Below are 25,954 nucleotides of genomic sequence, written 5' to 3' on the forward strand. Positions count from 1 at the left end.
AGCCGGAATCCAGCTCTGGCGAGTGACCACAGAGTATGTGCTGAGTACCACCCACAATCCAGGTTAAGTGTTGGCAACCACTCAGCAGTGCCGGAGAAAAGATCCGGGTAGCGATGGCGCCGGCCAACGCCGGTGATCTACGAGAAAAGGCTTGCTCCGATTCGTCATTCCGGCGAATGCCGGCATCCAATGCCGGCGAATGGTCATGCGCCGAATGTGCTGAATAGTCACTGTAACTGAACGATTCCCAAATCCGGTCATGGTCCGTTGTTCCGGATTGTCTCAAATCCTGCGCAGTTTTGAGTGGAGGGTTTATGATTACATCTACGAAGTATTTCGCGCAAAGGTCACAACCAATGCGATATTGATATCGAACAGCCGAATATCATTTGACTATTTCATTTCCAGATAGCCACCGCCGTGACGACCACATGCTCCCGTGTTCCAGTTTCCCATCGAGCTTCATCAACCTGTGACTTTTTCCTGACAAAGAGCGTATATCTTCAGTATGTACACCGCGCGACGCAGTTGGCATGAACCCATGGAAAACGATGATCAAAGAATCGTTCTGCGAGTCCGTGCCGGGGAACAGCAAGCCTATGCCGTGCTTGTGGATCGATATCAAACACCTGTGTACAACCTGATGTTGCGCATGATTCATCGTGCTGATCTGGCCCTGGAACTGACCCAGGAGACCTTCATACGCGCTTATGAAAAGCTGAGCGGCTATGATGCGGACAGACCTTTTTTTCCCTGGCTGTACACCCTTGGTCTGAACATTGTACGGGATTACGCTCGTGGAATGGAGATGGAACGGCACTCTACCACGAGTCTGAACCAGATGTGCGAGAATGGATTTGACCCCTCCGGATCAAATGACGCTATTGGTTGTCCATACAACCGGGTTTTGGAGCGTGATTGGCTGAACAAGGCTCTGGCCAGTCTTCCTGAAGTGACTCGGGAAGCCTTGATCTTGCGTTTCCGTGAAGGACTTTCCTATCCTGAAATCGCTGAGTCATTGGGCATCGGTCTAAGCAACGCCAAAATGACCGTTCAGCGCGGCGTGGAAAAAATGCGCAATCTCCTGCCACGGGAGGACGTTTGATGATGAAACACACTGAAAATGATTTGGATCAATCTCGCATAGCGGGCTTGATCAGTCGCCTGGACTACAGCCTTCCGCCTGGCGACGTGACCGCAACGGTTATGAGGCGACTCAAGGCTCAACACCCTGCACCCGCGGCTTCGAGCCGCCTGTTTCGATTAAGGGACCTGTGGCGTTGGCTGATCACGCCGAAACCCTTGCGCATCGTTCCCGCGGCCCCGTTGGGCGCAGGCTGCCTGGTGATGCTCCTGGTGCTCGCCCTGAACATGGGCAAGTTCGAAGAGCCAATGAACGGTGGCGCTGAAAACCCCGGAGCAAACGCTCAAGCCGGGCTGCCGGCTTCCGACATGGTTCTCGGAAACATGGACCAGGACCTCCCGCTCGTAGTGTTTATGGTTCAGGCCGAAGATGCACGAAATGTGTCCCTGGTCGGCAGTTTCAACAATTGGCGTGAACAGGGGTATGAGATGCGGCCCGTGGACAATCTGGAAGGTTTTTGGGCCATCTCCGTGCCTTTGGAACTTGGGCAACATGAGTATGCGTTTCTCGTAAATGGTGAACGGATCATGGATGATCCCCAGGCCCTGCTGTCCATGGATGATGACTTTGGCAACCGCAATTCCGTGATCATCGTGGAGGGTCATGAACAAGCGCATGGATATTCCTAGAAAAGCTTTTTTCGTCGCGGTGCTGGGGATGACCCTGCTCCTGCCCCTGGCTGTCTTGGCCACGGATCCTGTTGCGTTGCCTGGACGGGTTACGGATCGTGTGCTGGCTCTGGCCTATATCCACAACCTGCCCCGGCACGAGACGCAATCCCTGCTCGACTCCCTGGAACAGGCGGCATCAGGCGGTTTGCCCGTGGAGCCTCTGTTGCGCAAGGTGGAAGAGGGGCTGGCCAAACGTGTTTCTTCCGAGCGCATCGTCGAGACCTTGGAAACGCTGTCCGGCCGTTTCCAGGAGTTTGTCCGAATTCTGGATGGAGCAGCGCCTCATCCACCCAAAAATCGGGACGTCATTCTTCGCAGGATGCACAATCTGTCCACCCTGGGAATCAGTTCACAGGTCATCGAGGCTTATCTTCGTGAACGATCTTCACAGTCCATGGGCGAAGTGCTCAATGCTCTGGAAATCAAGGCCGGGTTGATGCAACACGGAATTTCCAATCAGGATGCGGAACACATCGTGAAGGCCGGTTTGGCTGTCGGGTGTTTCCGCAAGCCGCAATGGAACCTGGTTCGATTGGCTCGCGCTGCCGGAGAGGCCGAAATCCCAAAAGAACATGTCGCAAGTTTGATTATGGACATCGTGGAAGGACGCACAAATGCCAGGATCGTGGCTGAAGAGCTTGGGATCAACCTGGAAAGATCTCCCGGGCGGGGCCGTCATGGCGGTGGGCATCGATTTGGAGGCCGAGAAGCAGGAGTCGGGCGGGGTGACGAAGGAGCGGCGAGGGGACTGATGCGGACAATGGACGAAACTGCTCCCCGGGAAGGCGACAACTAATTGAATGGTTTCATGTTTGGTCAGTTTTCAAAAAAGAGTAACTACTCAGCTCGTAACTGCTCAAAATCTTGTGGCAATCAACAGGATAAACCCTGGGAGCGCCGCACCCCAGTGCGGCAACAGTGTAACGCACTCGGGACAACGTTCCGGCTGGAATATGGCCCCCGTAGCTTGGACACAAAACTCCGCATCGCTGGGATACTTGAACAGAAGTAACTATTCAGCACATATGGTGCATGACCATTCCCCAGCACTGGATTCCGGCTTTGGCCGGAATGACGAATCGGAGCAAGCCGTTTCCATGTTAGTCATACCGGCGAAAGCCGGTATCCAGATCTTTTTCTGACTCTGCTGAAGAGGTTACAAAAAAGATTCCATTGCCATACCGGAGCTCCCTGGTCGATGAGCATTTTGAAATTCAGGATGGTCTACATGGCGTGTTCTCTGTCACCAAGTGCGGCTCAAAAATGGGCGAACAGCATAACACTGATGGAAAGGAGAAGCAGGATGTTGAAATCGCATCATGATTCCGGTGGTCGGATCCGGCGGTTAATGATCGGGTTCTGTGTTTTACTCGTCATGCTGCTGGTGCCGACTGAACGAGTGTTTCTTGTTCACGGGGCGGATTCCTCGCCTCCGCAACTCGATGTCGGATACGTGCCAACGCCGCATGAAGTCGTGCAGCGGATGCTGGAGATGGCTGAAGTGCATGACGACGATTTTGTCGTCGATCTGGGGTCAGGGGATGGGCGTATTGTTGTCGCGGCGGTTCGAGATTTCAATGCCCGCCTCGCTCTCGGCATTGACCTTGATCCGCAGCGGGTCGCCGAAGGGCGGGAGAACGCCAGAAAGGCCGGAGTCGGGGAGCGGACCGTCTTTCTGGAAGGGGATTTGTTCGAGATGGATTTCTTTGATGCCACTGTTCTGACGATGTACCTGCTGCCGGCGCTGAATCTGCGGTTGAAGCCGACCATTTTGGACAACATGGCCCCGGGGACGCGCATTGTCTCGCACGCATTCGACATGGGCGACTGGGTACCCGATCAGGCCGAAATCGTGAACGGTCATGCTGTTTATCTCTGGATTGTCCCGGCCCGGGTGGATGGCGATTGGACGGTCAGGGCGCCGGATCACAGCCTCTTTGCATTGCACTTCACGCAAACCAACCAGCAGATCAAAGGCCATGCCGTCATCAACGGCGTGAGGACGGATCTGACTGATCCGCGTCTGCGGGGAAACCGGATTCAATTTTCTATTGGTTCTGATCTGTATGTCGGGAGGATCATCGGCAACACCATCGTTCCTGACCAGTCAGAAGACGCGGCAACCGACTGGCATGCTCAACGTAACTGACAGGGCATTCAGACGCGTTCAGAGAGAGATCTCCGGATGTTTCGTAACTACTCATCCATGTTCAGGTTGATGAACCTCGAAGAGCATGAAGAGCGGATTTCCGCAAGGTAATCGCGAATTGCAGTGCGGCAAACAAGTGTTTCGGTTCCTGTCTTCCTTCGTGCTCTTCGTGCCCTTCGCGGTGTTGATTGGATGAATCAGAAAAGCCATGTCAGCATCAGATTTAGGTAAACTATTCAGCACATACTCTGTGGTCACTCGCCAGAGCTGGTTTCCGGCTTTTGCCGGAATGACGCATCATACCACTCCCTTTCCAAGTTAAGTCATACCGGCGAAGGCCGGTATCCAGTCTATTTTTCTCGGATGAGCTGAGTAGTTACAGAATTTGTTGAACAGTTTCATTATTCGTAACTGCTCAAAAAGATCGGGCGACAAGGTTTCCTGTGCAAGGATTTCCAACGGTGCGTAGTTTCGTGACCAAGTTTACGGAGGCCATGCTCCAGCCGGGAATTTGCCTTAGTGCGTTACACCGTTGCCGCACTGGGGTGCGGCGCTCCCGGGATTATCCGTTGATTTCCGCAGGTTTTTGAGCAGTTACCATTGTTCCTGCTGATGGAGAATCACCTCGACCGACGCCCATGGGCCGTCAATTGTGTTTACGCCCATGCCGAGTGAAAAATCTCCGCCCTGAATTCCGAAGACTTTCTGAAGTGTAGGAATGTGGTGCAAAGGCGCCCACTGAACACCGTCCGCACTGGCGTAGAGCATGCTTCCCGCAAACAATGCATTGAGTTCCGCCTCTTCTTCGGGCGTCAATATGTCGTCTTCCGCTGGAAAGGGTTTTTCCAGGAGTTCGCGGGGAACGTTTTTCGGCATCACCATGCGCAGGTAGATGGGCTGCTTGACCACCAGGGAGATGTTTTGATTCTGATCCAATTCCAGCCAGTCGCTTTCCAGGTGCATCGCAAAAGGAATTCGGTCGCCGGGCTCAAGATAGGCGACCATGGAGGTAAGCTCGGCTGGAGACGCCGCCATGTGCATCTCGCTGACGTGGACAAGGTTTTCCTGAGAAAAAGCCAGATGCTGAACACGACTTTTCGCGCATCCGGCCACGGTCAACAGGGAAATCAACAGGGCCAGAATCACAAGATTTCGGGGCATGGGAACATTCCTTGCTTTAGGGTTGCGTACGTCATGCCGAGCATGCGTGTCCGACGGGCACCACCAATTTAGACCATGAGTGACAATACAATGGTGTTCCTGGTATCACGGTTTATTGTGGTTGTCACTTCAAATACGAGCAGGAAGCTTGTATTTCCATCCTTTGGTTTTGCAATGTCATACCATCGGTCTATTGTCGTCCAACAGCAGTTGATTGTTCATCATGCAATCAGTGGGAACAGGTTTGGCCATTATGATTGGTAAAGTGAAATCCAAATGCAGGCAAGCTGCTGGTGGAGATATTGCAGGATTTATTGGGCTGATCCTGCAGGATATCCAACGGTTTGCGTCAAGACAATGCGTTGATGTTCCGAGAGGTTCAATGCCTTGCCCAGTTCTTCCCGATCGACATTTGCCCTGACTACCGTAGCCAAGCCTTCCGATACGCAAAAAAGATAGACATTCTGGCTGATGAAACCGACATCCGCGCCCATGTACAGATCGATGTTTTCCGGCGAAACCCCGCTCATTCGGGAAATGTCCGCGACAAAGACCAAATTGAGCGGGGCCGTGACCACGAACTCCTGCCGACCGGTAAGCTTTCGCAAGTCGCCGCCGGCGACAACCTTCAGGCGATGACTGCTTGGATCGTAAATATATGCCGAATTCCGCATCACCAGATAAATATCCACCTCTTGCCAGTTTCTGGCCGATGGCGCCGTGCGTTTGCCGGAATCCGGCCGGTTGATTCCAAATGCGGCCCAGAGCATGTCAGACAAGATCTGCTCCGGCAGATCTCGGGTGCTGAAGGATCGCGACGACTGGCGCTCCTTCAGGGCCTGCATGAGAGGCATCCCTCCCTCCATTCGTGGCGGTGGGAGAATCATTTCCGAAGATTCACCTGACAGGGAAGCGCTGGGAAAGGCGAGCAGGATCAGCAAGAACGAGCAAAAAAACGGCAGGGTTTTCATGAATTGCCTCCAGGTGCATTGTTTGGTGTGACCATTAGCTGAACAAGCAACCGCAAGAGATATATGCCGTCAGCGTTATGTGGAGAAGTCGCGAATATGTTTCGCGACCAGCCACTGAATCTCTTTGGTGATCAAGCCAAGGCGGGGCAGCGGGTTGTCCTGTTCTTCAGGCATGAGATCGCGCAGTCCCTGACCCAAAGCGCGCAGAATGTCCGTATGGACGTTCACCTTGCGTACCCCGAACTCCAGGGCTTGGCAGAGCAAGGATTCCGGTAACCGGCTGCCATTGTGCAGGACCAGTGGCACGTTGGTCTTCGCGGCCAGTTCGGCCAGCAGTTCGATGCGCCCTGCGTATTCCACCAGGGAGAGTCCCTTGGGAACGGAAAAAGCCAGGAAGTCAATACAGGTGTTGTCCAGAAAGTCCAATACGCGTGAAAATTGCTGGGAGTCGGAGCAGAGGGGACCAAACTCACCTTCGATCTCTGCCCCGACTTCGTGAGCCAGGTCTCGGGCTTCACGGGTCTGCCGCACGTTCTCGGCAAAGTCCAGGTTGGATCCATCAAACATCACGGAGGGCAGATCCAGTTCCAGAGCCTCCCGAACATCAGCCAGACTTCGGCCGTGATTGAGATGCACGGTCATGGGGATCGTCGCTTTTTTGGCCGCGAACAGGGCGGCCTTGGCCAACGGGCCGAGCCCCACATGCCGAACACTGGTCGCATCCAGCGAAATGGCGGCGGGTCTGCCTTCCGCTTCCGCCGCGGCCACTACGGCTCGCAGGGTTTCGAGATTGTAGACGCTGAAGCAACCGATGGCCGATCCAGAGGGATAATGTTCCAGGCATAGAGTGAGTCTGGTCAGGGACATGGCGGCAATCTCCTTTTTCCTGAGGCGCCTGGCGCCGTGGCCGGGAGAATCGTGATCAGTTTGATAAAAGCATACCTTCGGGAAGCGGCAGGAGCAATACATGCCATTGTCCACGGAACACTCGGATAGACTCAGATTATGAGCGGTGCCGCCATCCTTCATACTCGGTCTTTGGCGGCCACATTTGCTTCGCCTGGAATAGGCGTTACAGTCTAGTGATGATCTCCGGAGATTTGCTCCGGCAACTCTCTGTTCCGGGAACTTGAAGAAGGCGGCCTGCAGATCTTGCGGTTGCGATTTCAGGCGGATCGACATTGAACGAAACGACGGTTTTCCGGAACAGAATTATACTGAATGCGGGTACGTCATGTTGAACATAATCTTGCCGAGGGATCACGAATCCCTGTGCAAAGAACTTTCCGCGGATCCGGATATGGTGCTCGATTTTGCCGCCATGCTGAATTGCCTGGGGACTTGCAGGCTGTGCGAACGACGTTTTGTTCCTCTTGTGCCTTTGGTTGAAACCTTGAGCCAAATCTACGACGAGTCATCCAGGCTGCATGAAGAACTGAGATACAATCGCTACATCTCCCTCTCGGATTCTCTTTGCGGATTTTGCTACGCCAATCCGGGATTTTTGAACATGTTTCAAAAAATGAAGCAATTGTGAGATGGAGGACTGCCTTCGATCGGAGAGGATCAAGATCTGTCGATTCCGACAGGTTCACCGAAATGCGTTTAATGGTACATCGGGAGTAACTATTCAGTTCATCCGGAGGGTGGTCATTTACCTGCACTGGATTTCGGCTTTCGCCGGAATGACTTATCGTGGCAAGCAGCATCTATACAGTCATACCGGCGAACGCCGGTATCCAGATCTTTTTCGCGGATTTTGCTGAATAGATACCATCGGGAACGACTGCCATAAGCATGTAAACATCATTTGAAATCAGAATAGCAACCTGTCGCGCAAGGCACAGCATCAGTTCCGAGGAATCGCTCTGATGAGCTGTTGCAGTCCGCAACAGCCTATTGCGGCGAACAAAGCCTGCACCGCCACCTGTTCGTGAACAAGGGGCTTCTGTAGTTGTAAATAATTTGGAACTGTGGATATCTTTTGTCACCAAGGCTGGATGAAGCCCGTGTATTTGCCCCGTGAGGGATGTTTGCTGGTCTTGTACAGGCGCTTGCCCGTCATGTTCGCCAAAAGCTCCTGGGCAAACGCAATCCGGTCACGAAAAGGATTGGCGCAGCCCCAGGCTACGATGATGACATCGGACTCTTCAAAAGCCGCCCGAATTGCGACGTTGTTGCGCGAACCGATATCCTGAGGCAGGCCCTGGAAATTCTTGGTCTGGATCTTGGCGAACTGGTTGACCACAATCAGTCGCCCGACATCGGCAAACTCCGGCAATCCCTTGAGAAAGACGACGCGCTCCATGAACTGGACGGACTTATCGGCATGTTCGACGCAGGCGTAGCTGGGATTCATCATGATCACGCAGGCGGTCTCGTTGGCAGGCGGCGGATTTTTCAGCACGACATCAAGCCGGTAGCGGTACCGCTGGCCGCTCTCTTCGGCAAAGTCAGCTGTGACGGTAATTTCTGGAATGTGGTTGAAACGCACTTTAGGTCGCCGATTGATGAGTCTATTTTGAGAGAAAGGGGATGAGCCAATGATTCAAGAAATTGATAAACAGGCTTAATTACACGTTGGCTCTCAGATGCTTGTAAAGCTTGCGGCAGACCATGTCGATTTCATCCTGCCACTCTTCCTTGTCATGATGGATGAGCGGTCCTCCCGCAGAATCAATATGTTCAGTGAGTAGTTCATCCACTGTCATTTGCTTCTCGTCAAAAACAGCTTTTTCCACCAAATAGCCGCCAAGGGCATGTAAGGCAGTAGAATAGCAATTTCTGGTGGTTTTCGCCTTACCGTCGAGATCCAAGGCGTCCCAAAATTTGATGAAACATGCCACCAGTTCAGCGGATATCTCCTGTTCTCTTTCGGGATGTTCTCCGATCCTCCAGGCATCAACCCATGTTTGCTTTGGTCTGGTCATAATTTCTGGGTCTGGCTGAAATTTATGTTCATTAATATCCCTTCACGGCAGCGATCGAAAACCGATGTATTCTCTCTCAAATGTTGTTTTTCCACTGGACAGGAACGCCTCATGGTCCCATGCAGCATCTTCAAGGTGGACCCGATAGTTCGGTTTTGCGACATACGTTTGCGCTGATCCCAGTTCTCCGTTTTCAAGGCTGATTACAACCGACTCGCGGAAATACATCTCGCCTTCGAACAGATCAAGGCGATGCCACGCATCAGGCGAGACGTCGAAATAGACAATGCCTTCAACGTAAGAAAGGGCATCAGGAATCATAGCCGGATAGACCTGATTCTTGACAGCTCTGCGGCAATAGCCTGGTAAAATGCCGGGCATTCTAGGCAAGCGGCATCCTGATACCGCTTGCATGATGTCCTTGCACATAAGGGTGCCATATGCAAAAAGGTGGTTCATAGCTATTGAATCCTTCTCAACGATTCAGTCAAGCTGAATTCATTTTCTTTCAGAAATTGCCTTGCCTATTCCTCTTCTTTTAATCTCGCAATGATCTGATCGTGGGCAGATGCACCAGCAGGGCTGGCCTGGAATACGATCTTCTATCTGGCCCGCAAGCACACCGGATGTCCCTGAAAAACATTGGTGAAGCCTTCAACCGAGAGCATTCCAGCGTAATCGGTCCCGTCTTCTAGGGACACCGCACCAATCGTGCGTCCCCACAAATTGATCTTCGCCGTTGTGCTCACGTTTCGTCACCCCACTGCCACGGCCCTGCATCCGTGAGCTTTCTCTTGCCGCTGGCCCGCTTCCGCGCTTTGCCTTTCAGCTTGACCAGATCCATCGGGCGCGGTCCGGCCTCGGGGACCAATGTTTCCAGGCGATCCAACAGATCCAATGCCCGCAGAATCCGGATGAAGGTTGAAATTTGCGCCGTGGCCCCAGCCTCGATACGCTCCACCGTCCGTTTCGAGACGCCCGCCTGTTCCGCCAACATCTCTTGTGTAAGCTGAAGTTCCAGCCGCCGCTGCTTCAAGCGCCCACCAAGCTCCGCCAGAATTGCTTCGTCCGTCAGTAGTCCCTCAATCTTCATCAAAGGCTCTCCATTTTCTGACAAATGGATATCGTAAAATGTTGCGACTTACAAGGCATAGTCTACATATTTCTTCATATATGTCGACTTTGAAGTGAAAAAAATGGTTTGGGATCTAGGGCCGTTATCAGATGACGGAACCGGAAAGGCTTCATTTGCCGTAACTATTCAACTCATCCGATAAAAATTGGACTGGATTCCGGCTTTCGCCGGTATGACTTAACTTGGAAAGGGCGTGGTACGATACGTCATTCCGGCGAAAGCCGGAATCCAGATCTGGCGAGTGACCACAGAGTATGTGCTGAATAGTTACAATTTGCCATGCATAATTTATCAAGCTGGTCGCTTGTCCTCGTGACCGGCTTGCCCCTCATGACCTTGGCTGCCCGCCAACTTGGGTTTAAAGTTATGTATACAAGGAAATTGTCAGCAGCTATGGTCACAGGTGTTGAACATCAAGGACGGCGGTAGATATTTGCATTGACGCACGGACTCGATTTTCAAGTTGCGAAATTTGAGATGAGCCTTCGGATTCCTCCTTTTACATTTGGATTTTTTTTCTCAACATGTCGGCCGGCATTGCTCTGGACTAGGTGCCGGGGCTTTCGTTAAATTTCCGTTGTTTTGGTCGAGCTGTGGCCAAGCTGGTCACGAATCTTTTGGAGGCTTGCACCGCGTGGGTGGCTGTATCAGCATTTGCTGAAGCTGATAGATTGCCAACTCATTTTGCCGGCGTCTCCCGCTCTTATGAAGGTGCCGCGAATAAAAATCCAAACAGGTTGAGAGAATATGTACTGTATCAACGCAGCGCCGGAAAACCAGGATTGGCCTAAGTTGGCCTGGGATTTTCCACCCTGCAAGTCCAAGGATTTTTATGAGTGGGATGCAGAGGATCAACTGCCTCATATTCGTCAGACGCCGGCGTATCGATTTGCCGTCTTGTTGGGATGGATCGAGAATGACGAGTGGACGGGCAAATGTATCAGGCATTGGTATTCGCGGCATATTTCGGAAAATCCAAAGGAATAACCATGCAATCAGAAGTTTTGGAGCGTGCGCAAGGATGTCTATTGGGCCAGTTGGCCGGTGATGCGCTGGGCAGTCTGGTGGAATTCCAGTCCCCAGGCCAAATCCTGCGCACCTACCCGTATGGGGTGCGTGATCTGGCTGACGGCGGGACGTTCAACACCATTGCCGGGCAACCCACGGATGATTCCGAAATGGCTCTTGCCTTGGCCAGAACCCTGGTTGAACACGGTGCCTTCAATGCTTTGGCCGCGCAAAAAGCATATCAGGCTTGGCTGGACTCAGGGCCGTTTGATTGCGGCGGGACCGTCAGCAGCGGGCTGCGGGGCACTCCCAATCACGAAAGCCAAGCCAACGGCGCATTGATGCGCATTAGTCCCCTGGGCATATTCGGCGCGAGATATCCGCTACGCCAGGTTGCGCACTGGGCCATGGAAGACGCCCGATTGACTCATCCCCATCCTGTCTGCCGGCAAATCAACGCCCTGTTTGCCATGGCTATTGCCCATGCAGTCGCAACAGGAACCCGCCCCAAGGACTTGGTCGCCGAAATGTTGGTATGGGCACAGGACCTGGACGCGGATCAGATTGTGTTTCGAGTGATCAAGGCGTCCATCAAAATGCCACCCAATGATTATGTCCGCCAGCAGGGCTGGGTCCTGATCGCCTTTGGCAACGCGGTGTGGCAGCTCTTGAACGCTTCAAACTTGGAGGAAGCCGTGGTCGATACTGTTTCCCGAGGCGGAGACACGGACACCAACGCCGCCATTTGCGGCGCACTCCTCGGAGCCGTGCATGGACTAAATGCCGTTCCCCGCCGCTGGCGTGAAACCATCCTGAACTGCCGTCCCGAGCATGGCCGCCCAGACGTGCATAAGCCGCGTCCCCGAGAATACTGGCCGGTGGACGCGCTGGAACTGGCGGAAAAGCTGGTCCATGGCCAGCCGTGATGTGTTCAGATTCAACCAACCAAAAGGCTTTTGGTCTTGCTTATCGCCCACTACCGTACTGCTCCATGAACCGCCGTACAATCTCCCCCAGTCTGTCGTCCAGTATCTCGTTTACCGTGTCCTGGATATCTTCCGGGACATCTCCATAAAAAGCCTGGGCTATACCTCCGGTGATGCAGGTCAGAGTGTCGCTGTCACCGCCAAGAGAGACGGCTGTGCGGATGGCGTCCTCAAAGTCCGTTGAATCGTAGAATGCCCTGATGGCCTGGGGCACCGTGCCCTGGGAAGAGACGTCAAAAGCATAATCAGGTCGTATTTCGTCCACATGCCTGCTCAGGTCATACCCAAATCTCTGCTCCACGAACTCCCTGATCTCGTCCCTGGACTTCCCCTGTCTGGCCAGAAAAATGGCTGCAGCTGTCGCCTGTCCGCCCTTGATGCCCTCAGGATGGTTGTGGGTGACCTCGGTGAACTCCCTGGCTTTTTCCAGGACCGTTTCCAGATCGTCAAACGCGTTCCCCACCGGACTGATGCGCATGGCCGCGCCGTTGCCCCAACTGTTGTAAGGTCCAGCATCAGGGTCATTGGCCCATCGGTGAAAACTCCCGCCATACCCGGCCCTGGGGTACCAGTGGTAAAAGCGTCGCAGATTCACTGCGTAGGAAGTACCGGTCAGGATGCTGTCCGCCAGGGCCACGGTCAGGACGGTGTCGTCGGTGAAGTGGGCATATGGGGCAAAGAGTTGAAAATCCTTGGTCTTGATGTTGTTCCACTCGTACACCGAACCGATGATGTCTCCGGCTATGGCTCCGATCATGTTTGCCTCCAAACCTGGTTGGTGTCATTCCCCTTGTAGGATTATTCCTGTCTGCGCGATGGTTTTTAAGCTTCGGCGGCCATTTTCTAGGCCGTAAGCGTCAGACCTGCTGGACTGCAACCAGAGCGAACGTTCCTGTTGCCAGCCACTACGCGCATCTTACAGGCAGGACGACCAAACTCCTCAGCATTCACGCTTTCGTCCGCTACGTCCATGCAACTCCCATCGATGCTGACCACGCGCCACGATCGATACCAAGCCCCGCGGGTCGCTTCGGTTGCAATCGGCTTGACCAGTTCGTCATGCAACCGCTTCATTGGCTCCACTCCCAGACGAGTACGTGCTTGGGATATGCCCGACTTCCCAGTAATCTTCAGGTTGACCTCTTCTCCCCTCAACCATTGAACGCCCTCAAGCAAACGCCGAAGAACTTCACGGTAAGAGGATTGCATATACAAAGCCAGGGCCATTACATAGTCCGAAGATAGTGTCTACCAGCCTCGCCGCGTACGCCTCTTCCTTGAGGATTTGCATCGCCTCATGCGGGATCAAGCTTACCATCTCCGCGGACTTCTCCTTGCTCATCCAGGCCTTCTTCCAGGGCTTAGCAGCGGTGTGATCCAACAGATCTCGTCTACTTCCGGAAACGATCGGAGAGATTATCTGATACTGCCATACCGTAGATTTCAATAAATCAATGGGTGAATACCAAATACGGTATTTTCCCCCTATGCAAAGCAAGACCAAATCATAATCGTTAACTTATGATAGCTATGATTTAATTCCTTGTAATTTTCCTGCTGGTTTTCCTGCCCTGTCGGCCCACGCAGGTCAGGAGCAGCAGAGCCTGGTATGATTCGTAGCGGCTACGAGAACGAGATGATGGCCTCGTGCGAGATGAGGATCGCGCACCTCCTCATGGGTGAATGCCTTTTTTCGAGGAGGCCACAGGGTTCCGTGTTCGGAGTTCGGCAGGGGATTTTCTGCTGAAACAACAAAGGGGGTGAGAGTAATGCATGGAATCTTATGATTCAGATCGATAATGGGTAATAACGAAGAACCTGGCGGAGCAATGTTCATTGGTTTTCAGGGCATTTGACCAACTTTACGATTCGGAGAAATGGAGGACCGCATGACACGGAACAAGATTATGACGACATTGATTGGGTTGTTGGCGACAGCCCTGGTCCTGACGGCCTGCGGCAGGGAGGAGACCGTGGACATGCAGGCGGTCATGGACGCTCCGGCGACCTTTATCGGGTCGACAACCTGTCGCAATTGCCACCTTGAACATTATGATTCCTGGAAAATGACCTTGCACAGCCGCATGCTCATCGACGTGCGGGAAAATCCTCACGCCATCGTGGCGGACATGAACCCCGAACTGATCCGGGCCGATCTGGAAAAGATTCAGGACAGACTCAAACTCCCAGTGGACGAAATCTACATACCGACCCGGGATGAAATTCTATATGTGATCGGCACGCAATGGAAGCAACGATACATCGTGCAGATCGACGGCGTCTACCATGTCGCTCCGGTGCAGTACAACATCCAGACAAGACGCTGGGTCAACTACTATGAACACGCCTGGGACGAGCGCGACTGGCTGGTGCGTTGCGGAGGCTGTCACGCCACCGGAGTCAATCTGGATGCGTACGAATTTGCCGAAACGTCCATCGGTTGCGAGGCCTGTCACGGCCCTGGCTCCCGGCACACGGCCATTCCTCGGACCGCGGTATTCGAAAAGCGTGAAACCATCGTCAATCCGGCCAAGATGACAGCGGGCATTGCCGTGCAGATCTGCGGGTCCTGCCACACCCGCGGCAATTCCAAGCATGAGGACTATCCGGAGGCCGGTTGGCCCGTGGGCTATACTCCGGGTATGACCCTGGAGCCGATATATGAAAGCTCCTACGACAAGGCCGACATGCGCCGCCTCTACCCGGATTTCGCATCCCGCTCGCACCATCAGCAGTATATCGACTGGATTCAGTCCGAACATGCCGTACAGGGCGTAACCTGTACGTCCTGCCATGCCGTGCATCGTCTGGGCATCGCACCGACCCGCTTCCAGACAAAGGAAGCCGGTTCCAGCCAATGTCTGAGCTGCCATACCATGACGAATGCCAACCGGGCCCATTCCATCCATTCATTCGCCAACTGCCTGGGTTGTCACATGCCACGCATTGCCAGCACGGCCGAACCCAACGACATCCGCAGCCACACGTTTGACGCCAGGGCTCCCATGGACACCATCAACGACCCCGATCTGCCCAACTCCTGCCAGATCTGCCATTATCACCGCGACGACGATCTGGAAGAACTGCAGCGCAAGTACGAAATCCTGACTCAACTACCCCAGCCTCAGGGGAGGATGATCCCGGCCGTTACCCAGGATACGTTTGGTCAACTTGACGAAGAAGTTCCGTATGCCATGCCTGAATAGAAAGTTGGCTGCCTAATCAAGATCGTTTGCATCCGGATGATCATAATCCGGATGCAACAAGACAACGGGGGAGACATCATGTGGAAAAAATGCTTCCTTCCCCTGTTCATTCTGATGTTCTTCCTGCCTGAATCATCATTCGGGCAGGAAGAGATGGCCTCACGGTATTACCGCTATCGCAGCACGGAAATGAGCACGGGCATCTATGAGGAGTACGAAGTTCGTCCTCGAAGCATGGAAGGGCGGATCGAGTCGCCGGATATTCGCGGACGCGGCATCAGCAGGGTATTTGAGGAAGAAAATCGGGCAGTTAACCGATTGTTCCTGGGCGATGCACACCAAGGTTTGCGCTTTTACGAGCAGCGTCGTTGCGTATCCTGCCATGTTGAGGAAGCGGGGAACAATCGCCATTTCGTCAGACACAACATCACCTGCCGGCAATGCCATGGCCAGGAACCCATCGCCAGCAGCAGGCATTTCTTTTCCCGGCTGAATCCCATTCGCAGGCATACCCATGTCTGCGCGCAGTGCCATGAAGGGGCCGGTCCTTCCTTTGCTCTTTACAGGATTCATGAACCCAATCCGGCCAGGGCCGCGACAGCCGATGTGCTGCCGGTTCTGTATTATGCCTTCTGGATCATGATCGTCATTGCCGTGGGCACGTTCGCTTTGTTCCTGCCCCATACCATCTTCTGGGGCATTCGAGAACTCTTCATAAAGAAAGAGAGGTCCCCGGATGAGCAATGACGCAAAAACTCGGATCAAACGGTTCACCCTGACCCAGCGTCTGTTTCATTTGGTGCTCATGATCACCTTTCTGATCCAGGCCGCCACCGGCCTAGCCAGAATGTATCATGAAACAAGCTGGGGACAAGGTGTAGGTTATCTCTTCGGAGGATTCGACGCATCCCTGACCGTGCATATCTATGTGGGCATTTTCATGATCGTCGCTTTTCTGGTGCATGTGATTTATGCGCTGTTCAAGATGAAGTGGCGTCCGTTTCCTTCCGCTTTGTTCGGTCCGGATTCTCTAATGCCGCGATTCAGCGACATGAAACAGTTCTTTCTTCATCTGCGATGGATTTTTGGAGGATCGAAACACCCCCCGATAGATCGCTGGGGGTATTGGGAAAAATTCGATTATTGGGCTGTGTTCTGGGGCATGGTCATTCTTGGCGTCACCGGCTTGTTGCTGGCCTATCCGCTGACATCCAGCAAATACATCCCGGGCTGGGGCCTGAATGTGGCCTTCTGGATTCACAGAATTGAAGCCATCCTGGCCATGGCCCATATTTTCATCATTCATTTTTTCATCGCCCATCTCCGGCGCACAACCTTCCCCATGGATCGAACCATTTTCGAGGGCAGCGCGGATCTGCATGCCGCCAAGCACGAACGACCAGCCTGGATCGCCCGCCTGACAAGTACCGGACAAATCGATCATATGATCGTGGAGGAAGCCCCGGCATACAAACGGGCCGTTTTTCTGGTCGTCGGCTATGCGGCGATGCTTTCCGGCCTATACCTGCTGGTCGGCGGATTGATGCATGCTCTGCGAATAACCTGGTAACACTCCTTTCTGGTAAGCAAGAGCCTCCAATTTTTTGATTTGGAGGCTCTTTTACGTTGGGAGGATTCCGCGGTGGCTGCCGAGCAAGAGGTCAAAACGGCACACCCATGCCGTTTGAACATAGCTGCGTCAGCGACAAAATCGTCACATCTTCAACGGACGATTCAGCCGGAAGAGGGAAGATAGAACCCTCCGCCGGAGCGAGGTCTGCACCATTCCCCGGCAATGGTTTTGGCCAGGGTTTCACCGAGGCGGCGTACGGCCAGAACCGCATCCGGATTGTCTTCGAACCGCAAAAACATATTCCTGGTTACCCGCGTGAACGCTCGAAAATCTTTTTCCCGCCACGTCAATGCCGGAATGCCGACTGAACATCTCGGCCCCAAGCCGCAGGAAAAGCAGGGAGGCGTGTCGGATGTGAAAAGAGCCGCTCCGATGACGTTGCAGAAGTAGATGTTTTTCAAGTAGTCGGCCATGTCCTGAGCCGCCTTTTCCGGAGATTCTCCACCCACCGCCACGATCGCAGCGGGCATGTTCCTGAAGATCGGCTCCTGGTGATAGAGCGGAAACAAGCGTTCCATGAATACGTGCGCCAGGGAGTTGACCCGGCCGTTGTAATTCACGCCCCCCATGATCAGACCGTCGATTCGTTCAAATAAAGGGTAGAGGGAACGCATGTCGTCATTCTGCCGCAACGCTTGCTCTGAGCGCACTTCACGCAACCGGTACAGGGAGAAATTGACAAGTCTGCCAGCCGGACCAATTCATGCTCATGGCCTGAAGCCTGGGCTGCCTGGATGACCATCCTTTCCAGATTGCCTTCTTTCCGCGGGCTGGAGTGTATTGAAAGGATCACGTTCACCGCCTTTCTGACCTATCCTCGAAGCCTGATTTACTTGTTTGTCCTTGAGGTTTCAAAGTGCCGCATGCAATCTGCCGAATTTGAAACCCTCGAGTCCCAGGCATGGGAATGGTATCGTAATTTTTTCGAATCAGGTTTTTGGAAGAATCTCTGTAACTGCTCAAAAACTTGTGGCAATCAAAAGGATAAATCCCGGGAGCGCCGCACCCCAGTGCGGCAACGGTGTAACGCACAAAGGGGAAAGGTCCGGCTGGAATCCGGCCCTTGTAGCCTGGTGACGAAACTCCACGTCGATGGGGACAGGAAACCTCGTCGCCCGATCTTTTTGAGCAGTTTCAAATCTCTCAACTGAAACGCCTGGCGATCTCAAGTAGGATATCGAAATACACTCGCTCCCGCCGGCTCGCGACAGGCTGCGGGAGCAACTTGATTGCTCAATCGCGGAGCGATGTTCCGGGTACTTTTTCCAGCCAGAGGAAAGATGCCCAGCAAGACTAAAGAGAGAATCGTTACGCATTTGATGCTCTCCCGTTCATCTCCAGCCGACCGATCTTTTCCAATCGCCGGACATGGCGCTCCTCGCCGGAGAATACGGCCGAAAGAAAAACCGTCACGAGTTCCTTGGCCAGTTCCGCGCCGATGATCCGCGCGCCGAGGCAAAGCACGTTCATGTTGTCGTGCTCCACGCCCTGGTGCGCGGAATAGGTGTCATGACACAAGCCTGCCCGGATCCCCCTAATCTTGTTGGCCGCGATGGACGCCCCAACCCCGCTGCCGCAGATCAGAATGCCCTTGTGCATGGAGCCTGCGACCAAAGCCGCCGCGACATCCCGGACAATGTCCGGATAGTCGACCGAAGTCGCGTCATGAGTCCCCACGTCCAAAACTTCCCATTGCCTCTCCCGCAAAAAGTTCGAGATCTCCTCCTTCATGACCAGACCGGCATGGTCAGAGCCGATAACGATGGCCTTTTTCTTTTCCCGAATATCCATGCGCGACCTCCTTGTGCGGCAATCTGTCACGATCGTTCCTCAGCTTGAGCAAAAAAACTTGTTCCAATGCGCCGTTGATGACCTTCAGCTCCTTCAACCGAGTTCCTTGTCCAGGTTCACGGCCGCGCTGATCAGGGCTAGGTGGGTAAAGGCCTGGGGAAAGTTGCTGTGCATGGCTTGGAGAGCTTGGTCCCCGGCGGCAAATCCCGGGTAGAGGACCATCCTCGTCCACGACAAGGCCGGTGCCGTGCCGCGTGGTTACGATCCCTCTCCTGTCTTCAGCTACCCGATTTCTTGAAATATCTGATCAGGGCCAGAGAGTCCTTCGCGGTTAGCCGGCCGATGGCGCCATTGCTGTAACAGCCCAACGAGACCTTTCTGTCCGGAGCGATGATGAAGCCGGCTGCATGCAGGAACTTCTTCTCGGAATCGAAATAGGCTCCTGTTGCCCGGGAAACCTCCTCCGCGCTCAGACCGTAGGCCACGGGATACATGACGTTCGCTTTCTCCTTGATGTCATTGGCCCTGTCCAAGGAATCCACTGACCCCGCCAGGAGCGGAATCCCTTCGGACTGAAATGCCGCGAAGGATGCCTGAAAGTCAGCCAACTGCTGACGACAGAACATTCACCAGTGGCCTCGATAGACGAGAAAAACGCCGTATGCTCCCTTGAACCAGTCGGGGACGTCGATTACCTCCCCGGATGTCAGTCGAACATGCATTTCCGGAAACAAATCCCCCGCATCCAGTAACCCCCCGGCTTTGCCGGGGGGTGCTGACCTCCTCCTGTTGCCACACTGGACTCCACTACTTCTCAAAAAAGACAATCCAGAAACATACATGACAATGGCCAAGGCAATCACTTCGACGAAGAACATATCGTCCTCCTGCTTGTCTCAGAGGATTTGTTGCGTCGTTTCCCTCCTCCCAATCTCCACCATGACTCCGATCATGGGCAGATGCACCAGCAAAGCCAGTGGCTTTTTGCCAAGGGCCTTTTCCAGACAATCCGCGTAGAGGTTCAGTTGCGGCACGAAGGCGGCGCAGTGTTGCCGCACCGTGTCCAGCTTGCCCAGGTAGGTCTTGTGGTCCACGATCACGTACCCGTCCGGGGTTTGCCAGACCAAGTCGATCCACCCGGAGGCAGTCTGGTTGCCGGAACCCGATTGCACTTTCAGATGCATGGGGTGCTCCCTGAGCGCTTCGCCCTGTCCGAATCTGCTTGTCAGGTGGGCAATGAGCCTTTCGCTGGCAGCGACAATATCTTCCGGCGCTATCCCGACCACGTTCCAGCGTTTGCAAATCTCACTGGCCTTGGCTCTGCGGGTTTCCGCGTCTTGGGCGGGATTGTCCTGAGCCAGAAAACCATGAATTGCCTCGCCCATGGCGTTGACGTCCGGTTCGCCTGCAACCGGGATGCGGAGGCCGAATCGTTCCGGTGCATGAACCAGAGCCTGATCCTCGTCCGCCGGAGCAGCGGCGCTTGGGCTGAACCTGGCCGGGGGATGCTGGGGAAGGGGCTTGGGAAACGGCTCGGCTCCAAAGCATGCGTCCTGCCGGTCTTGCGCAGGTCCGGTCAGAGGCGCAATACTCTTGAAGGTAGCCGGAAACTCCTGGTTGGGGCAACGAATGGACCTCTTCTGTTCGTCAGAGCAATCCAGGATGAGATTGCCCTCACTGTCCTTGAGGATATCCAGCCAGGCCGTATTGCTCTTGCCGTCCCGGATCGCCAATGCCAGATAGTCCCTGGCCCTGGTCATGCCCACGTACATCAGTCTGGCCTCCTCGGCCCAGAATTCGTTCTGAGCCTGGATCGATTCCGCGCATCCTTCCACCCGCTGATCCAGGCCGACATTCTTGCTTTGCTTGCCGTAGGGCCAGGGCCAGTACCTGATCCAACGCCCATCCAGGGGAGCGAGCGGGTCAAAGCCTTGCTCGTTGGGCGTCACGCTGACATTGAACGGATTGACTTCCCGCGACCAGTTCAGTTCAGCCAAAACCACAAATGGCCACTCCAATCCTTTGGATTTGTGATAGGTGATCACGTTCACCGCATGTTCGTCCACGCCTTGGCCTTGAAGATCCAGAGGACTCTTTTTCACCTCAAGAACGAGGTAGGTCACCAGGCCCGCGGCAGTGGCCGGGGTGCGCCTGGCCATGCAGATGTCTTCATACCCCTTGGCCAGTCCACGCAGAGCGTCCAGATTGGCCAGCCGGACCTCGACCCTTCCCCAACGGCAAGCAATGGTTTCCGCCCTGGATGCCGAAATGGCCAAGTCCAGCGTTTCCCAGGGAGTCAACTTCGGGAGCATTTGCCGCAGATCATTCAGGTCCGAGACCGGGGAACACTCTTTCCAGAAGTTCTCCTCTGTCAGCCAGCGGTTCAGCCAGTCCTGCTCACCGCTGAAGTGCAGCAACTCGGCAACGGCCAGGGTGTCTCTGGGGTCTACCAGATAACGCAGTGCTGCCATGGCATAAATTGCTTCCGGCGTATCCAGAAGCCCCCAGCGCTTGGTGGCAGCGCGGACACCCAGCCGCTCCAGTGCGTTCGCCACTTCCAGACAGACGTCGTTCTTGCGGCAGAGCACGGCAATGTCCCCACCGCGCAAGGGTCGCAAGGTCTTGGTCGACGGGTCCTCGACAATGTATTGCTCCGGCTCGGCCAATAGCGCCGCCACGCCTGATGCGATACAAGCATAGTCATGATCCAGCTTCTTGCTGTCCAGATTCCAGACTTCCAGGGCCGGCGCCTGTTCAGGATTCGCCGCACGCACCGGGTTCAGGCGGACCCGGTCCGCTGAAAAACCCTTGGCTTCGAAGGCCGGGAAAAAAACATGATTCGTGAACTCCACAAGAGCCGGACGGGAGCGCCAGTTTTCCTCGAGTATGAGCGGACGTCCGGCATCCAGGAGCTTTTTCACGGCAGCGTCCATGAGCAGGGGGTCCGTGCCTCGAAAACCGTAGACGGCCTGTTTCTGGTCCCCGACCCAAACGGACCGGTCCACGCACTGCGCCAGCTTCAGGAACACGGCAAGCTCGATGGGGCTGGTGTCCTGGAATTCATCCACGAAAACGATGTCCAGGAATTCAGCCAGTCGCTTGCGCACTTCCTGATCATCCAGAAGTTGATAAGTCAGGGATTCCTGATCCACATAGTCGATCAGCCCTTCGCTGCGCTTGTAATCGGCAAAGGCCTGCATGGCCTCGCCGGCACAGGCGAAGATTGCCCTGATGTATTGTTCCAGATCCCGGTGCAGCCTGGGGTGGCATTCGTGCATGGAGGCGGCCTGAATGACGGGCGCGACAGTGCTTTCGCCGGCCTTGGCCGGCTTGAGCTTGGAGAGTTTGGCCCAGTCCCACCAGGTCAGCCGGCCTTTGGCATTGATCCTGGCTTGGACTGCCTTCAGGAAGTCCAATACGCCTTTGGTCGTTTTCGTGGCATCGCATCCGCTCTCGAGTTGCGTCACGCACGTAGCCACGCAGCGATGCAACTCATCATCGAGTTGTGTCTCCTGATTGTCGCCAAGCGGCTCGGGCAAGACGTTCTTGAGCCCCTGCCAGGACCTGTCCGCGCAACTCGCCAGATCGGTCTCAGACAGTACATTGGCCCTGGCCTGGGTGATCACGCTGCGCACGACCTTGGTCCAATCCTCCAGGCTCAGCCTTTCGGCCAGGGGCGTCAGAATGACGGCATGCCGTTCCAGGACAGGGTCAGCAGCGGCCTTGAATACGGACATTTCGTCGTCCTCCGGGATCAGTTCCTGATCCGGACTCAATCCTGCTTCAAAGGCGAAATCCCGCAGTAGCCTGCCGCAAACGGAATTGACCGTGCCCACATAGCCGTCCAGAACGCCTTGAGCCGCTTCCCAGTTGCTGCCAAGCAGCAGCCGGCGGACCCGCTGAGTGAGTTCGGAAGCGGCCTTCTTGGTGAATGTGGTGGCCAGAACCGCCTCGGGCCGGACATCGTTTTCAATGGCTTTTTGCAGTTCATGGGTCAGATGGTATGTCTTTCCAGACCCCGCGCTGGCGCTGACGATCTCGATGGCGCTGTTCATGCTTCCACCTCCCGGCGTGCGCCGCACAGGCTTGTGTAGCGGCAAAATGTGCAGGACTTGAGCTTCGGATCGGCGTCAGGCTCGGCTCCAGGAGCCAGGGCCTGACCATTTTCCAGTGTGGTCATGGCGGCACGGATCTGCGAAACAAGGGATGTCCAGACATCGGACAAGGGTGGTCCTTCAACCGCTGTCTGACCCGGAAAGCAGGTGGTGTCCGAAGTCAGCAATTCCGCCTGGGACAGCATGTAGTATCCCGCGGGAAGCGGCTTGCCGGTCTCTCCGAGCAGCCAGGCATAGGCGGCAAGTTGCAGCGCCAGACCGGATTGGAGTTCCTCGCGTTTATACTTGCTGGTCTTGCTCCACTTCAGGTCAAGAATGACCTTCTCCCCATTGTCGTTCTTCAGGACCAGATCCAGAAAACCGCCGAACTCCGTGTTCAGCTCACTGCTGGCCTTGGTAACGAAAACTTCCGAACCTTCCACCGTCAGGCAGCACTGATCAAGCAGGCTGGCCAGGGCAGCTGCCGCATGGGAGATTTGTTCGCAGTTGCGCTGGCGCTCCACGGCCTGCCCGTCCTGGAGGAGCCCGGCGGCAATTTCCGGCAAAAGCTGTTCATAAATCAGTTCGGCTTGTTTGAGCGACAATGCCGGGTCGCACCGGCCTGTGGACTTGAAGAGGCGTTCAACCACCGCATGGGCCAGGATGCCTGTCAACTGCGCCTCCTTGGGCAGGGAAAGCAGCGCCCCCATTCTGATTTTGGCGGGATAGTTCAGCACCCACGCCAAAGGGCAGCCCAGCAGCATCTCCAGACTGGATGCGGATTCGCGTGCCCGAAAGCTGATCGTGTTCGCGGGGATGTCCCAGTCGGGTCTGGGCTGCGGCAGCGGCAGAGGAGCAAGCTTTCTCCTGCGGATCAATCTGGAGCCCGGCTCAAGGAAGTTCAAGCTTTCACGAGTGCGCAAGAGCCCGGCCTCCACGGTAATGATTCGTTCGTCCGCCTCTTCAGGAGCGACAGCCTGCTTGATCTCATCCCACAGAGGGTGCATGGCCGTCTTGTCCGCGGCCTCAGTCCGGTGCATGACCAGGATCAGTTGCTGTTCGGCCAAAATCACCGGGCGTCTCCAGGATCTGGCTTGCCGGAACCGTTGCTGGTTCATATCCTCGAGAAGCACCCCGGCGTCCGCCAAGGCCTTCTGCTCGGCCCGGGTCCAGATATGCGGGGCGCGGGACTGCGCCTGATCCAGGAACCGCCACCAGACGATGGTCTTTGCCGGCGACCAGACCTGGCCCGGATACTTCACGCTGCGCCACGAGGCTGCCTCGGCTTCCATGCCGGGAGTCGTCCCTGAGAATTGAAGCACTTCGTCAACCATGCGCTTCAGTTGGGGCCGGGTGATCTGTTCCAGGTTGGAGGCCTTGATGGCCTCATCCAGATTCATGGCCTGGCTCATGGCCGCGACCAGCAGCGGATCTCCCGAGTGTCCGCCCCTGGAGGCCGCCAAACGGGCCACTTCGGCGCAGATCCTTCGCGCTTCCTTGGCAGGCATGCCGGTTTGCGGATCATGACGCCGCCCGCCAAGCCAAAAATCCAGATTGGCCTGAAACTCCCGCATTTTCTTCGCGGCCTTGGCCGGGGCCAATTTTTCCTGCTCCAGGCGAGCTTGCATCTCTTCCAAGGCCGTTTCCCTGGCCTTGATCCACAGTTCGCCGCCGATTCCGGGGTGACTTTGCAGAGCTTGGATGAAATGCCGCCCGGCCCACCTTGGAACAGGCGAACTGGGCGATGTCAGGATTTCCAGAAGCAGTTGCGGATTTACCGGCAGCCAGGCGTTCTTGAGTGCCAGGAGCAGCACCTGCAACGCGGCCCGCCACCGGGACCCCGAGTCGCTGCCCAGGCGGGGCAGCCCCCTGGCATGCAAGGCCTCATCCAGCAGCCTGCTCCCCATGCCCTTGATAATCAGCACGTCCTTGTTGGCCTCACTGTCCGCCGCCAGCCACTCCGCCAGTGCCTCGGCGGCTTCCGCCTCGGTTTGTCCCGCAATGAGCAGCAGACTGCCGTCGCCGGCAACTGTTCCTCCCGTGCCGGAATTGGCATGAAAGGCCCGCTGCAAAGACCCCAGATCGCCGGGAGCATCCGGAAAATTTGGCTCCAGTACGGTACGGGCTACCCCGGCCAGGCTGAGGGACTGAAAAAGGTTTAGCCATGGCTCGGGCCATTCTTGCTCCGGTTCGGCCAGTGTCAGACTGCTGATGCCGAGCTGTACTGCCGTGGCTCCGAAAAGGGCCGCCTCAATGCTCTTCAATCGTTCGCCAAGTCCAGGAGCAAGCTCCGGCTGGCCCAGGCTTTCAACATCCGCCAGATCCGCGAGGCGACCGGACATTCCGTGAATGGGCCTCCCGTTCCACCCGCCAAAGACGAGAGCATCCCGCCAACCCAGCAGTTCATTGGCCGTGGCCCAGGCATCCGTTTCAAAGGATCTGGAGTAGAACCGCTGCCCGTTGTCCGCCACCCGGAGTCGAGCCAGATACTGGCCGATGCGCACTGCGGGGTGAACCGAAGGACCTTTCAGCCCGAGCCTGATTTCCAGGATCGAAAGCAACCCCGTCGGACCGACGACAACTTTTTCGACCACTGCCTCACTGTCTTCCAGCGCGTCAGGATACGAGCCTGTGTCAAAGCCATGGCCAAGGACAATTTGCATCAACGCCTCCAGGCAAGGGTTTATAGATGTCCGGAATGATCAAATAACTGTTTGATGTATCTTTCCTCAAGAAAAGTCCAACAAAGATTTCGCCATACAATTCCGTTTTTGGAATACTATTCATCATCCTGCAACCATTGGACAAAAAAATATTGCCGTTGTTCCATTTTCTGGAACAGCATGGGTCTATGGTTTTCATATGCCGTCAATAAAGACCGTGGCATTTTCAACTGTACGTCTGGAAGCCGTAATCGGATGAGGCAATACCACAAACAGATCTTCATAACCCTGGAGGATGTTATGCGAAAAGCCACGATTATTATGATCTCTTTCTTGATGCTGACCGGCTGCGCAACCTACCGCCCCATCGTGGACATGCAGGGAGTCAACTCGGCTCAGTATGAAGCGGACC

The 25,954-nt window shown here is 55.1% G+C and carries 26 protein-coding genes; 9 read left to right on the forward strand and 17 right to left on the reverse strand.

Features of this window, described 5'->3' with window-relative positions; all coding sequences use genetic code 11:
- The first annotated feature begins 541 nt into the window (after positions 1-541).
- From ACYQ15_RS00320 to ACYQ15_RS00335, 4 genes are all read left to right on the forward strand, one after another.
- A complete protein-coding gene (locus tag ACYQ15_RS00320; protein ID WP_459935551.1) occupies positions 542-1,105 on the forward strand; it encodes an RNA polymerase sigma factor in 564 nt (187 codons plus the stop codon).
- Positions 1,105-1,773, forward strand: a complete 669-nt coding sequence (locus ACYQ15_RS00325) for a glycogen-binding domain-containing protein (protein ID WP_459935552.1) — start codon at positions 1,105-1,107, stop codon at positions 1,771-1,773. Before ACYQ15_RS00320 ends, ACYQ15_RS00325 begins: the two co-directional genes overlap by 1 nt.
- Entirely contained in the window at positions 1,760-2,611 is an 852-nt protein-coding gene (locus tag ACYQ15_RS00330) for a hypothetical protein (RefSeq protein ID WP_459935553.1), read from the forward strand. The genes ACYQ15_RS00325 and ACYQ15_RS00330 overlap by 14 nt, the downstream gene beginning before the upstream one ends.
- Positions 2,612-3,118: 507 nt before the next feature.
- Positions 3,119-3,964 (forward strand): methyltransferase domain-containing protein, encoded by an 846-nt coding sequence (locus ACYQ15_RS00335; RefSeq protein ID WP_459935554.1) that lies wholly within the window; start codon positions 3,119-3,121, stop codon positions 3,962-3,964.
- A 594-nt stretch (positions 3,965-4,558) separates the two neighbouring features.
- On the opposite strand, the gene ACYQ15_RS00340 is transcribed toward ACYQ15_RS00335, so the two are convergent.
- The 3 genes from ACYQ15_RS00340 to ACYQ15_RS00350 form a co-directional block, all read right to left on the reverse strand.
- Complete coding sequence (locus ACYQ15_RS00340) at positions 4,559-5,125, reverse strand: hypothetical protein (protein WP_459935555.1); 567 nt, start codon at positions 5,123-5,125, stop codon at positions 4,559-4,561.
- Between the two features lie 311 nt (positions 5,126-5,436).
- Positions 5,437-6,096: a SagB/ThcOx family dehydrogenase gene (locus ACYQ15_RS00345; RefSeq protein ID WP_459935556.1), complete on the reverse strand. Its 660-nt coding sequence runs from the start codon at positions 6,094-6,096 to the stop codon at positions 5,437-5,439.
- Positions 6,097-6,171: 75 nt separating this feature from the next.
- Positions 6,172-6,963, reverse strand: coding sequence for a class II fructose-bisphosphate aldolase (locus ACYQ15_RS00350; protein WP_459935557.1), 792 nt, complete (start codon positions 6,961-6,963; stop codon positions 6,172-6,174).
- Positions 6,964-7,330: 367 nt separating this feature from the next.
- Here ACYQ15_RS00350 and ACYQ15_RS00355 point away from each other — a divergent pair, with 367 nt between their 5' ends.
- Positions 7,331-7,633, forward strand: a complete 303-nt coding sequence (locus ACYQ15_RS00355) for a hypothetical protein (RefSeq protein ID WP_459935558.1) — start codon at positions 7,331-7,333, stop codon at positions 7,631-7,633.
- A 172-nt stretch (positions 7,634-7,805) separates the two neighbouring features.
- Here the strand turns inward: ACYQ15_RS00355 and ACYQ15_RS00360 are convergent, their stop codons facing one another.
- The 5 genes from ACYQ15_RS00360 to ACYQ15_RS00380 form a co-directional block, all read right to left on the reverse strand.
- A complete protein-coding gene (locus ACYQ15_RS00360; RefSeq protein ID WP_459935559.1) occupies positions 7,806-8,087 on the reverse strand; it encodes a hypothetical protein in 282 nt (93 codons plus the stop codon).
- The gene (locus ACYQ15_RS00365) at positions 8,084-8,590 is read right to left on the reverse strand and encodes a DUF1643 domain-containing protein (RefSeq protein ID WP_459935560.1); all 507 of its coding nucleotides are present in this window, start codon (positions 8,588-8,590) and stop codon (positions 8,084-8,086) included. The genes ACYQ15_RS00360 and ACYQ15_RS00365 overlap by 4 nt, the downstream gene beginning before the upstream one ends.
- Positions 8,591-8,669: 79 nt before the next feature.
- A complete protein-coding gene (locus tag ACYQ15_RS00370) occupies positions 8,670-8,942 on the reverse strand; it encodes a hypothetical protein (protein ID WP_459935561.1) in 273 nt (90 codons plus the stop codon).
- 126 nt (positions 8,943-9,068) lie between these two features.
- Positions 9,069-9,485, reverse strand: a complete 417-nt coding sequence (locus ACYQ15_RS00375) for a gamma-glutamylcyclotransferase family protein (RefSeq protein WP_459935562.1) — start codon at positions 9,483-9,485, stop codon at positions 9,069-9,071.
- 286 nt (positions 9,486-9,771) lie between these two features.
- On the reverse strand, positions 9,772-10,119 hold the full coding sequence (locus ACYQ15_RS00380; protein WP_459935563.1) for a helix-turn-helix domain-containing protein: 348 nt from the start codon (positions 10,117-10,119) through the stop codon (positions 9,772-9,774).
- 1,031 nt (positions 10,120-11,150) lie between these two features.
- On the opposite strand from ACYQ15_RS00380, the gene ACYQ15_RS00385 reads away from it, so the two are divergent.
- On the forward strand, positions 11,151-12,095 hold the full coding sequence (locus ACYQ15_RS00385; RefSeq protein ID WP_459935564.1) for an ADP-ribosylglycohydrolase family protein: 945 nt from the start codon (positions 11,151-11,153) through the stop codon (positions 12,093-12,095).
- Positions 12,096-12,135: 40 nt separating this feature from the next.
- Here ACYQ15_RS00385 and ACYQ15_RS00390 read toward each other — a convergent pair whose 3' ends face one another.
- Positions 12,136-12,912 carry an ADP-ribosylglycohydrolase family protein gene (locus ACYQ15_RS00390; protein WP_459935565.1) on the reverse strand — a complete coding sequence of 259 codons (777 nt, stop codon included), beginning with the start codon at positions 12,910-12,912 and terminating at the stop codon, positions 12,136-12,138.
- Positions 12,913-12,998: 86 nt separating this feature from the next.
- Complete coding sequence (locus ACYQ15_RS00395) at positions 12,999-13,382, reverse strand: transposase domain-containing protein (RefSeq protein ID WP_459935566.1); 384 nt, start codon at positions 13,380-13,382, stop codon at positions 12,999-13,001.
- Between the two features lie 662 nt (positions 13,383-14,044).
- Between ACYQ15_RS00395 and ACYQ15_RS00400 the strand changes: the two genes are divergently transcribed.
- The 3 genes from ACYQ15_RS00400 to ACYQ15_RS00410 all read left to right on the forward strand — a co-directional run bounded on the left by ACYQ15_RS00400 (position 14,045) and on the right by ACYQ15_RS00410 (position 16,931).
- Entirely contained in the window at positions 14,045-15,361 is a 1,317-nt protein-coding gene (locus ACYQ15_RS00400; protein WP_459935567.1) for a cytochrome c3 family protein, read from the forward strand.
- A 78-nt stretch (positions 15,362-15,439) separates the two neighbouring features.
- A complete protein-coding gene (locus tag ACYQ15_RS00405; protein WP_459935568.1) occupies positions 15,440-16,108 on the forward strand; it encodes a hypothetical protein in 669 nt (222 codons plus the stop codon).
- Positions 16,098-16,931 carry a formate dehydrogenase subunit gamma gene (locus ACYQ15_RS00410; RefSeq protein WP_459935569.1) on the forward strand — a complete coding sequence of 278 codons (834 nt, stop codon included), beginning with the start codon at positions 16,098-16,100 and terminating at the stop codon, positions 16,929-16,931. The genes ACYQ15_RS00405 and ACYQ15_RS00410 overlap by 11 nt, the downstream gene beginning before the upstream one ends.
- Before the next feature lie 164 nt (positions 16,932-17,095).
- Here ACYQ15_RS00410 and ACYQ15_RS00415 read toward each other — a convergent pair whose 3' ends face one another.
- The 7 genes from ACYQ15_RS00415 to ACYQ15_RS00445 all read right to left on the reverse strand — a co-directional run bounded on the left by ACYQ15_RS00415 (position 17,096) and on the right by ACYQ15_RS00445 (position 25,542).
- Entirely contained in the window at positions 17,096-17,644 is a 549-nt protein-coding gene (locus ACYQ15_RS00415; RefSeq protein WP_459935570.1) for a flavodoxin family protein, read from the reverse strand.
- Between the two features lie 658 nt (positions 17,645-18,302).
- Entirely contained in the window at positions 18,303-18,785 is a 483-nt protein-coding gene (gene rpiB / locus ACYQ15_RS00420; protein ID WP_459935571.1) for a ribose 5-phosphate isomerase B, read from the reverse strand.
- Positions 18,786-18,878: 93 nt separating this feature from the next.
- Entirely contained in the window at positions 18,879-19,007 is a 129-nt protein-coding gene (locus ACYQ15_RS00425) for a hypothetical protein (protein ID WP_459935572.1), read from the reverse strand.
- 56 nt (positions 19,008-19,063) lie between these two features.
- Complete coding sequence (locus ACYQ15_RS00430) at positions 19,064-19,411, reverse strand: peroxiredoxin family protein (RefSeq protein ID WP_459935573.1); 348 nt, start codon at positions 19,409-19,411, stop codon at positions 19,064-19,066.
- On the reverse strand, positions 19,412-19,663 hold the full coding sequence (locus ACYQ15_RS00435; protein ID WP_459935574.1) for a hypothetical protein: 252 nt from the start codon (positions 19,661-19,663) through the stop codon (positions 19,412-19,414). It abuts the gene before it with no gap.
- Between the two features lie 18 nt (positions 19,664-19,681).
- On the reverse strand, positions 19,682-22,840 hold the full coding sequence (locus tag ACYQ15_RS00440; protein ID WP_459935575.1) for a UvrD-helicase domain-containing protein: 3,159 nt from the start codon (positions 22,838-22,840) through the stop codon (positions 19,682-19,684).
- Positions 22,837-25,542, reverse strand: a complete 2,706-nt coding sequence (locus ACYQ15_RS00445; RefSeq protein WP_459935576.1) for a PD-(D/E)XK nuclease family protein — start codon at positions 25,540-25,542, stop codon at positions 22,837-22,839. The genes ACYQ15_RS00440 and ACYQ15_RS00445 overlap by 4 nt, the downstream gene beginning before the upstream one ends.
- Positions 25,543-25,954: the final 412 nt, after the last annotated feature.

Source organism: Desulfonatronum parangueonense (assembly GCF_054656975.1).

Bases quoted from the DNA above. Each gene is read 5' to 3' on its own strand.
- ACYQ15_RS00320 (WP_459935551.1), top strand. From the start codon at position 542: ATGGAAAACGATGATCAAAGAATCGTTCTGCGAGTCCGTGCCGGGGAA.
- ACYQ15_RS00325 (WP_459935552.1), top strand. From the start codon at position 1,105: ATGATGAAACACACTGAAAATGATTTGGATCAATCTCGCATAGCGGGC.
- ACYQ15_RS00330 (WP_459935553.1), top strand. From the start codon at position 1,760: ATGGATATTCCTAGAAAAGCTTTTTTCGTCGCGGTGCTGGGGATGACC.
- ACYQ15_RS00335 (WP_459935554.1), top strand. From the start codon at position 3,119: ATGTTGAAATCGCATCATGATTCCGGTGGTCGGATCCGGCGGTTAATG.
- ACYQ15_RS00340 (WP_459935555.1), bottom strand. From the start codon at position 5,125: ATGCCCCGAAATCTTGTGATTCTGGCCCTGTTGATTTCCCTGTTGACC.
- ACYQ15_RS00345 (WP_459935556.1), bottom strand. From the start codon at position 6,096: ATGAAAACCCTGCCGTTTTTTTGCTCGTTCTTGCTGATCCTGCTCGCC.
- ACYQ15_RS00350 (WP_459935557.1), bottom strand. From the start codon at position 6,963: ATGTCCCTGACCAGACTCACTCTATGCCTGGAACATTATCCCTCTGGA.
- ACYQ15_RS00355 (WP_459935558.1), top strand. From the start codon at position 7,331: ATGTTGAACATAATCTTGCCGAGGGATCACGAATCCCTGTGCAAAGAA.
- ACYQ15_RS00375 (WP_459935562.1), bottom strand. From the start codon at position 9,485: ATGAACCACCTTTTTGCATATGGCACCCTTATGTGCAAGGACATCATG.
- ACYQ15_RS00380 (WP_459935563.1), bottom strand. From the start codon at position 10,119: ATGAAGATTGAGGGACTACTGACGGACGAAGCAATTCTGGCGGAGCTT.
- ACYQ15_RS00385 (WP_459935564.1), top strand. From the start codon at position 11,151: ATGCAATCAGAAGTTTTGGAGCGTGCGCAAGGATGTCTATTGGGCCAG.
- ACYQ15_RS00390 (WP_459935565.1), bottom strand. From the start codon at position 12,912: ATGATCGGAGCCATAGCCGGAGACATCATCGGTTCGGTGTACGAGTGG.
- ACYQ15_RS00395 (WP_459935566.1), bottom strand. From the start codon at position 13,382: ATGGCCCTGGCTTTGTATATGCAATCCTCTTACCGTGAAGTTCTTCGG.
- ACYQ15_RS00400 (WP_459935567.1), top strand. From the start codon at position 14,045: ATGACACGGAACAAGATTATGACGACATTGATTGGGTTGTTGGCGACA.
- ACYQ15_RS00405 (WP_459935568.1), top strand. From the start codon at position 15,440: ATGTGGAAAAAATGCTTCCTTCCCCTGTTCATTCTGATGTTCTTCCTG.
- ACYQ15_RS00410 (WP_459935569.1), top strand. From the start codon at position 16,098: ATGAGCAATGACGCAAAAACTCGGATCAAACGGTTCACCCTGACCCAG.
- rpiB (WP_459935571.1), bottom strand. From the start codon at position 18,785: ATGGATATTCGGGAAAAGAAAAAGGCCATCGTTATCGGCTCTGACCAT.
- ACYQ15_RS00425 (WP_459935572.1), bottom strand. From the start codon at position 19,007: ATGGTCCTCTACCCGGGATTTGCCGCCGGGGACCAAGCTCTCCAAGCC.
- ACYQ15_RS00430 (WP_459935573.1), bottom strand. From the start codon at position 19,411: ATGTTCTGTCGTCAGCAGTTGGCTGACTTTCAGGCATCCTTCGCGGCA.
- ACYQ15_RS00435 (WP_459935574.1), bottom strand. From the start codon at position 19,663: ATGTTCTTCGTCGAAGTGATTGCCTTGGCCATTGTCATGTATGTTTCT.
- ACYQ15_RS00440 (WP_459935575.1), bottom strand. From the start codon at position 22,840: ATGAACAGCGCCATCGAGATCGTCAGCGCCAGCGCGGGGTCTGGAAAG.
- ACYQ15_RS00445 (WP_459935576.1), bottom strand. From the start codon at position 25,542: ATGCAAATTGTCCTTGGCCATGGCTTTGACACAGGCTCGTATCCTGAC.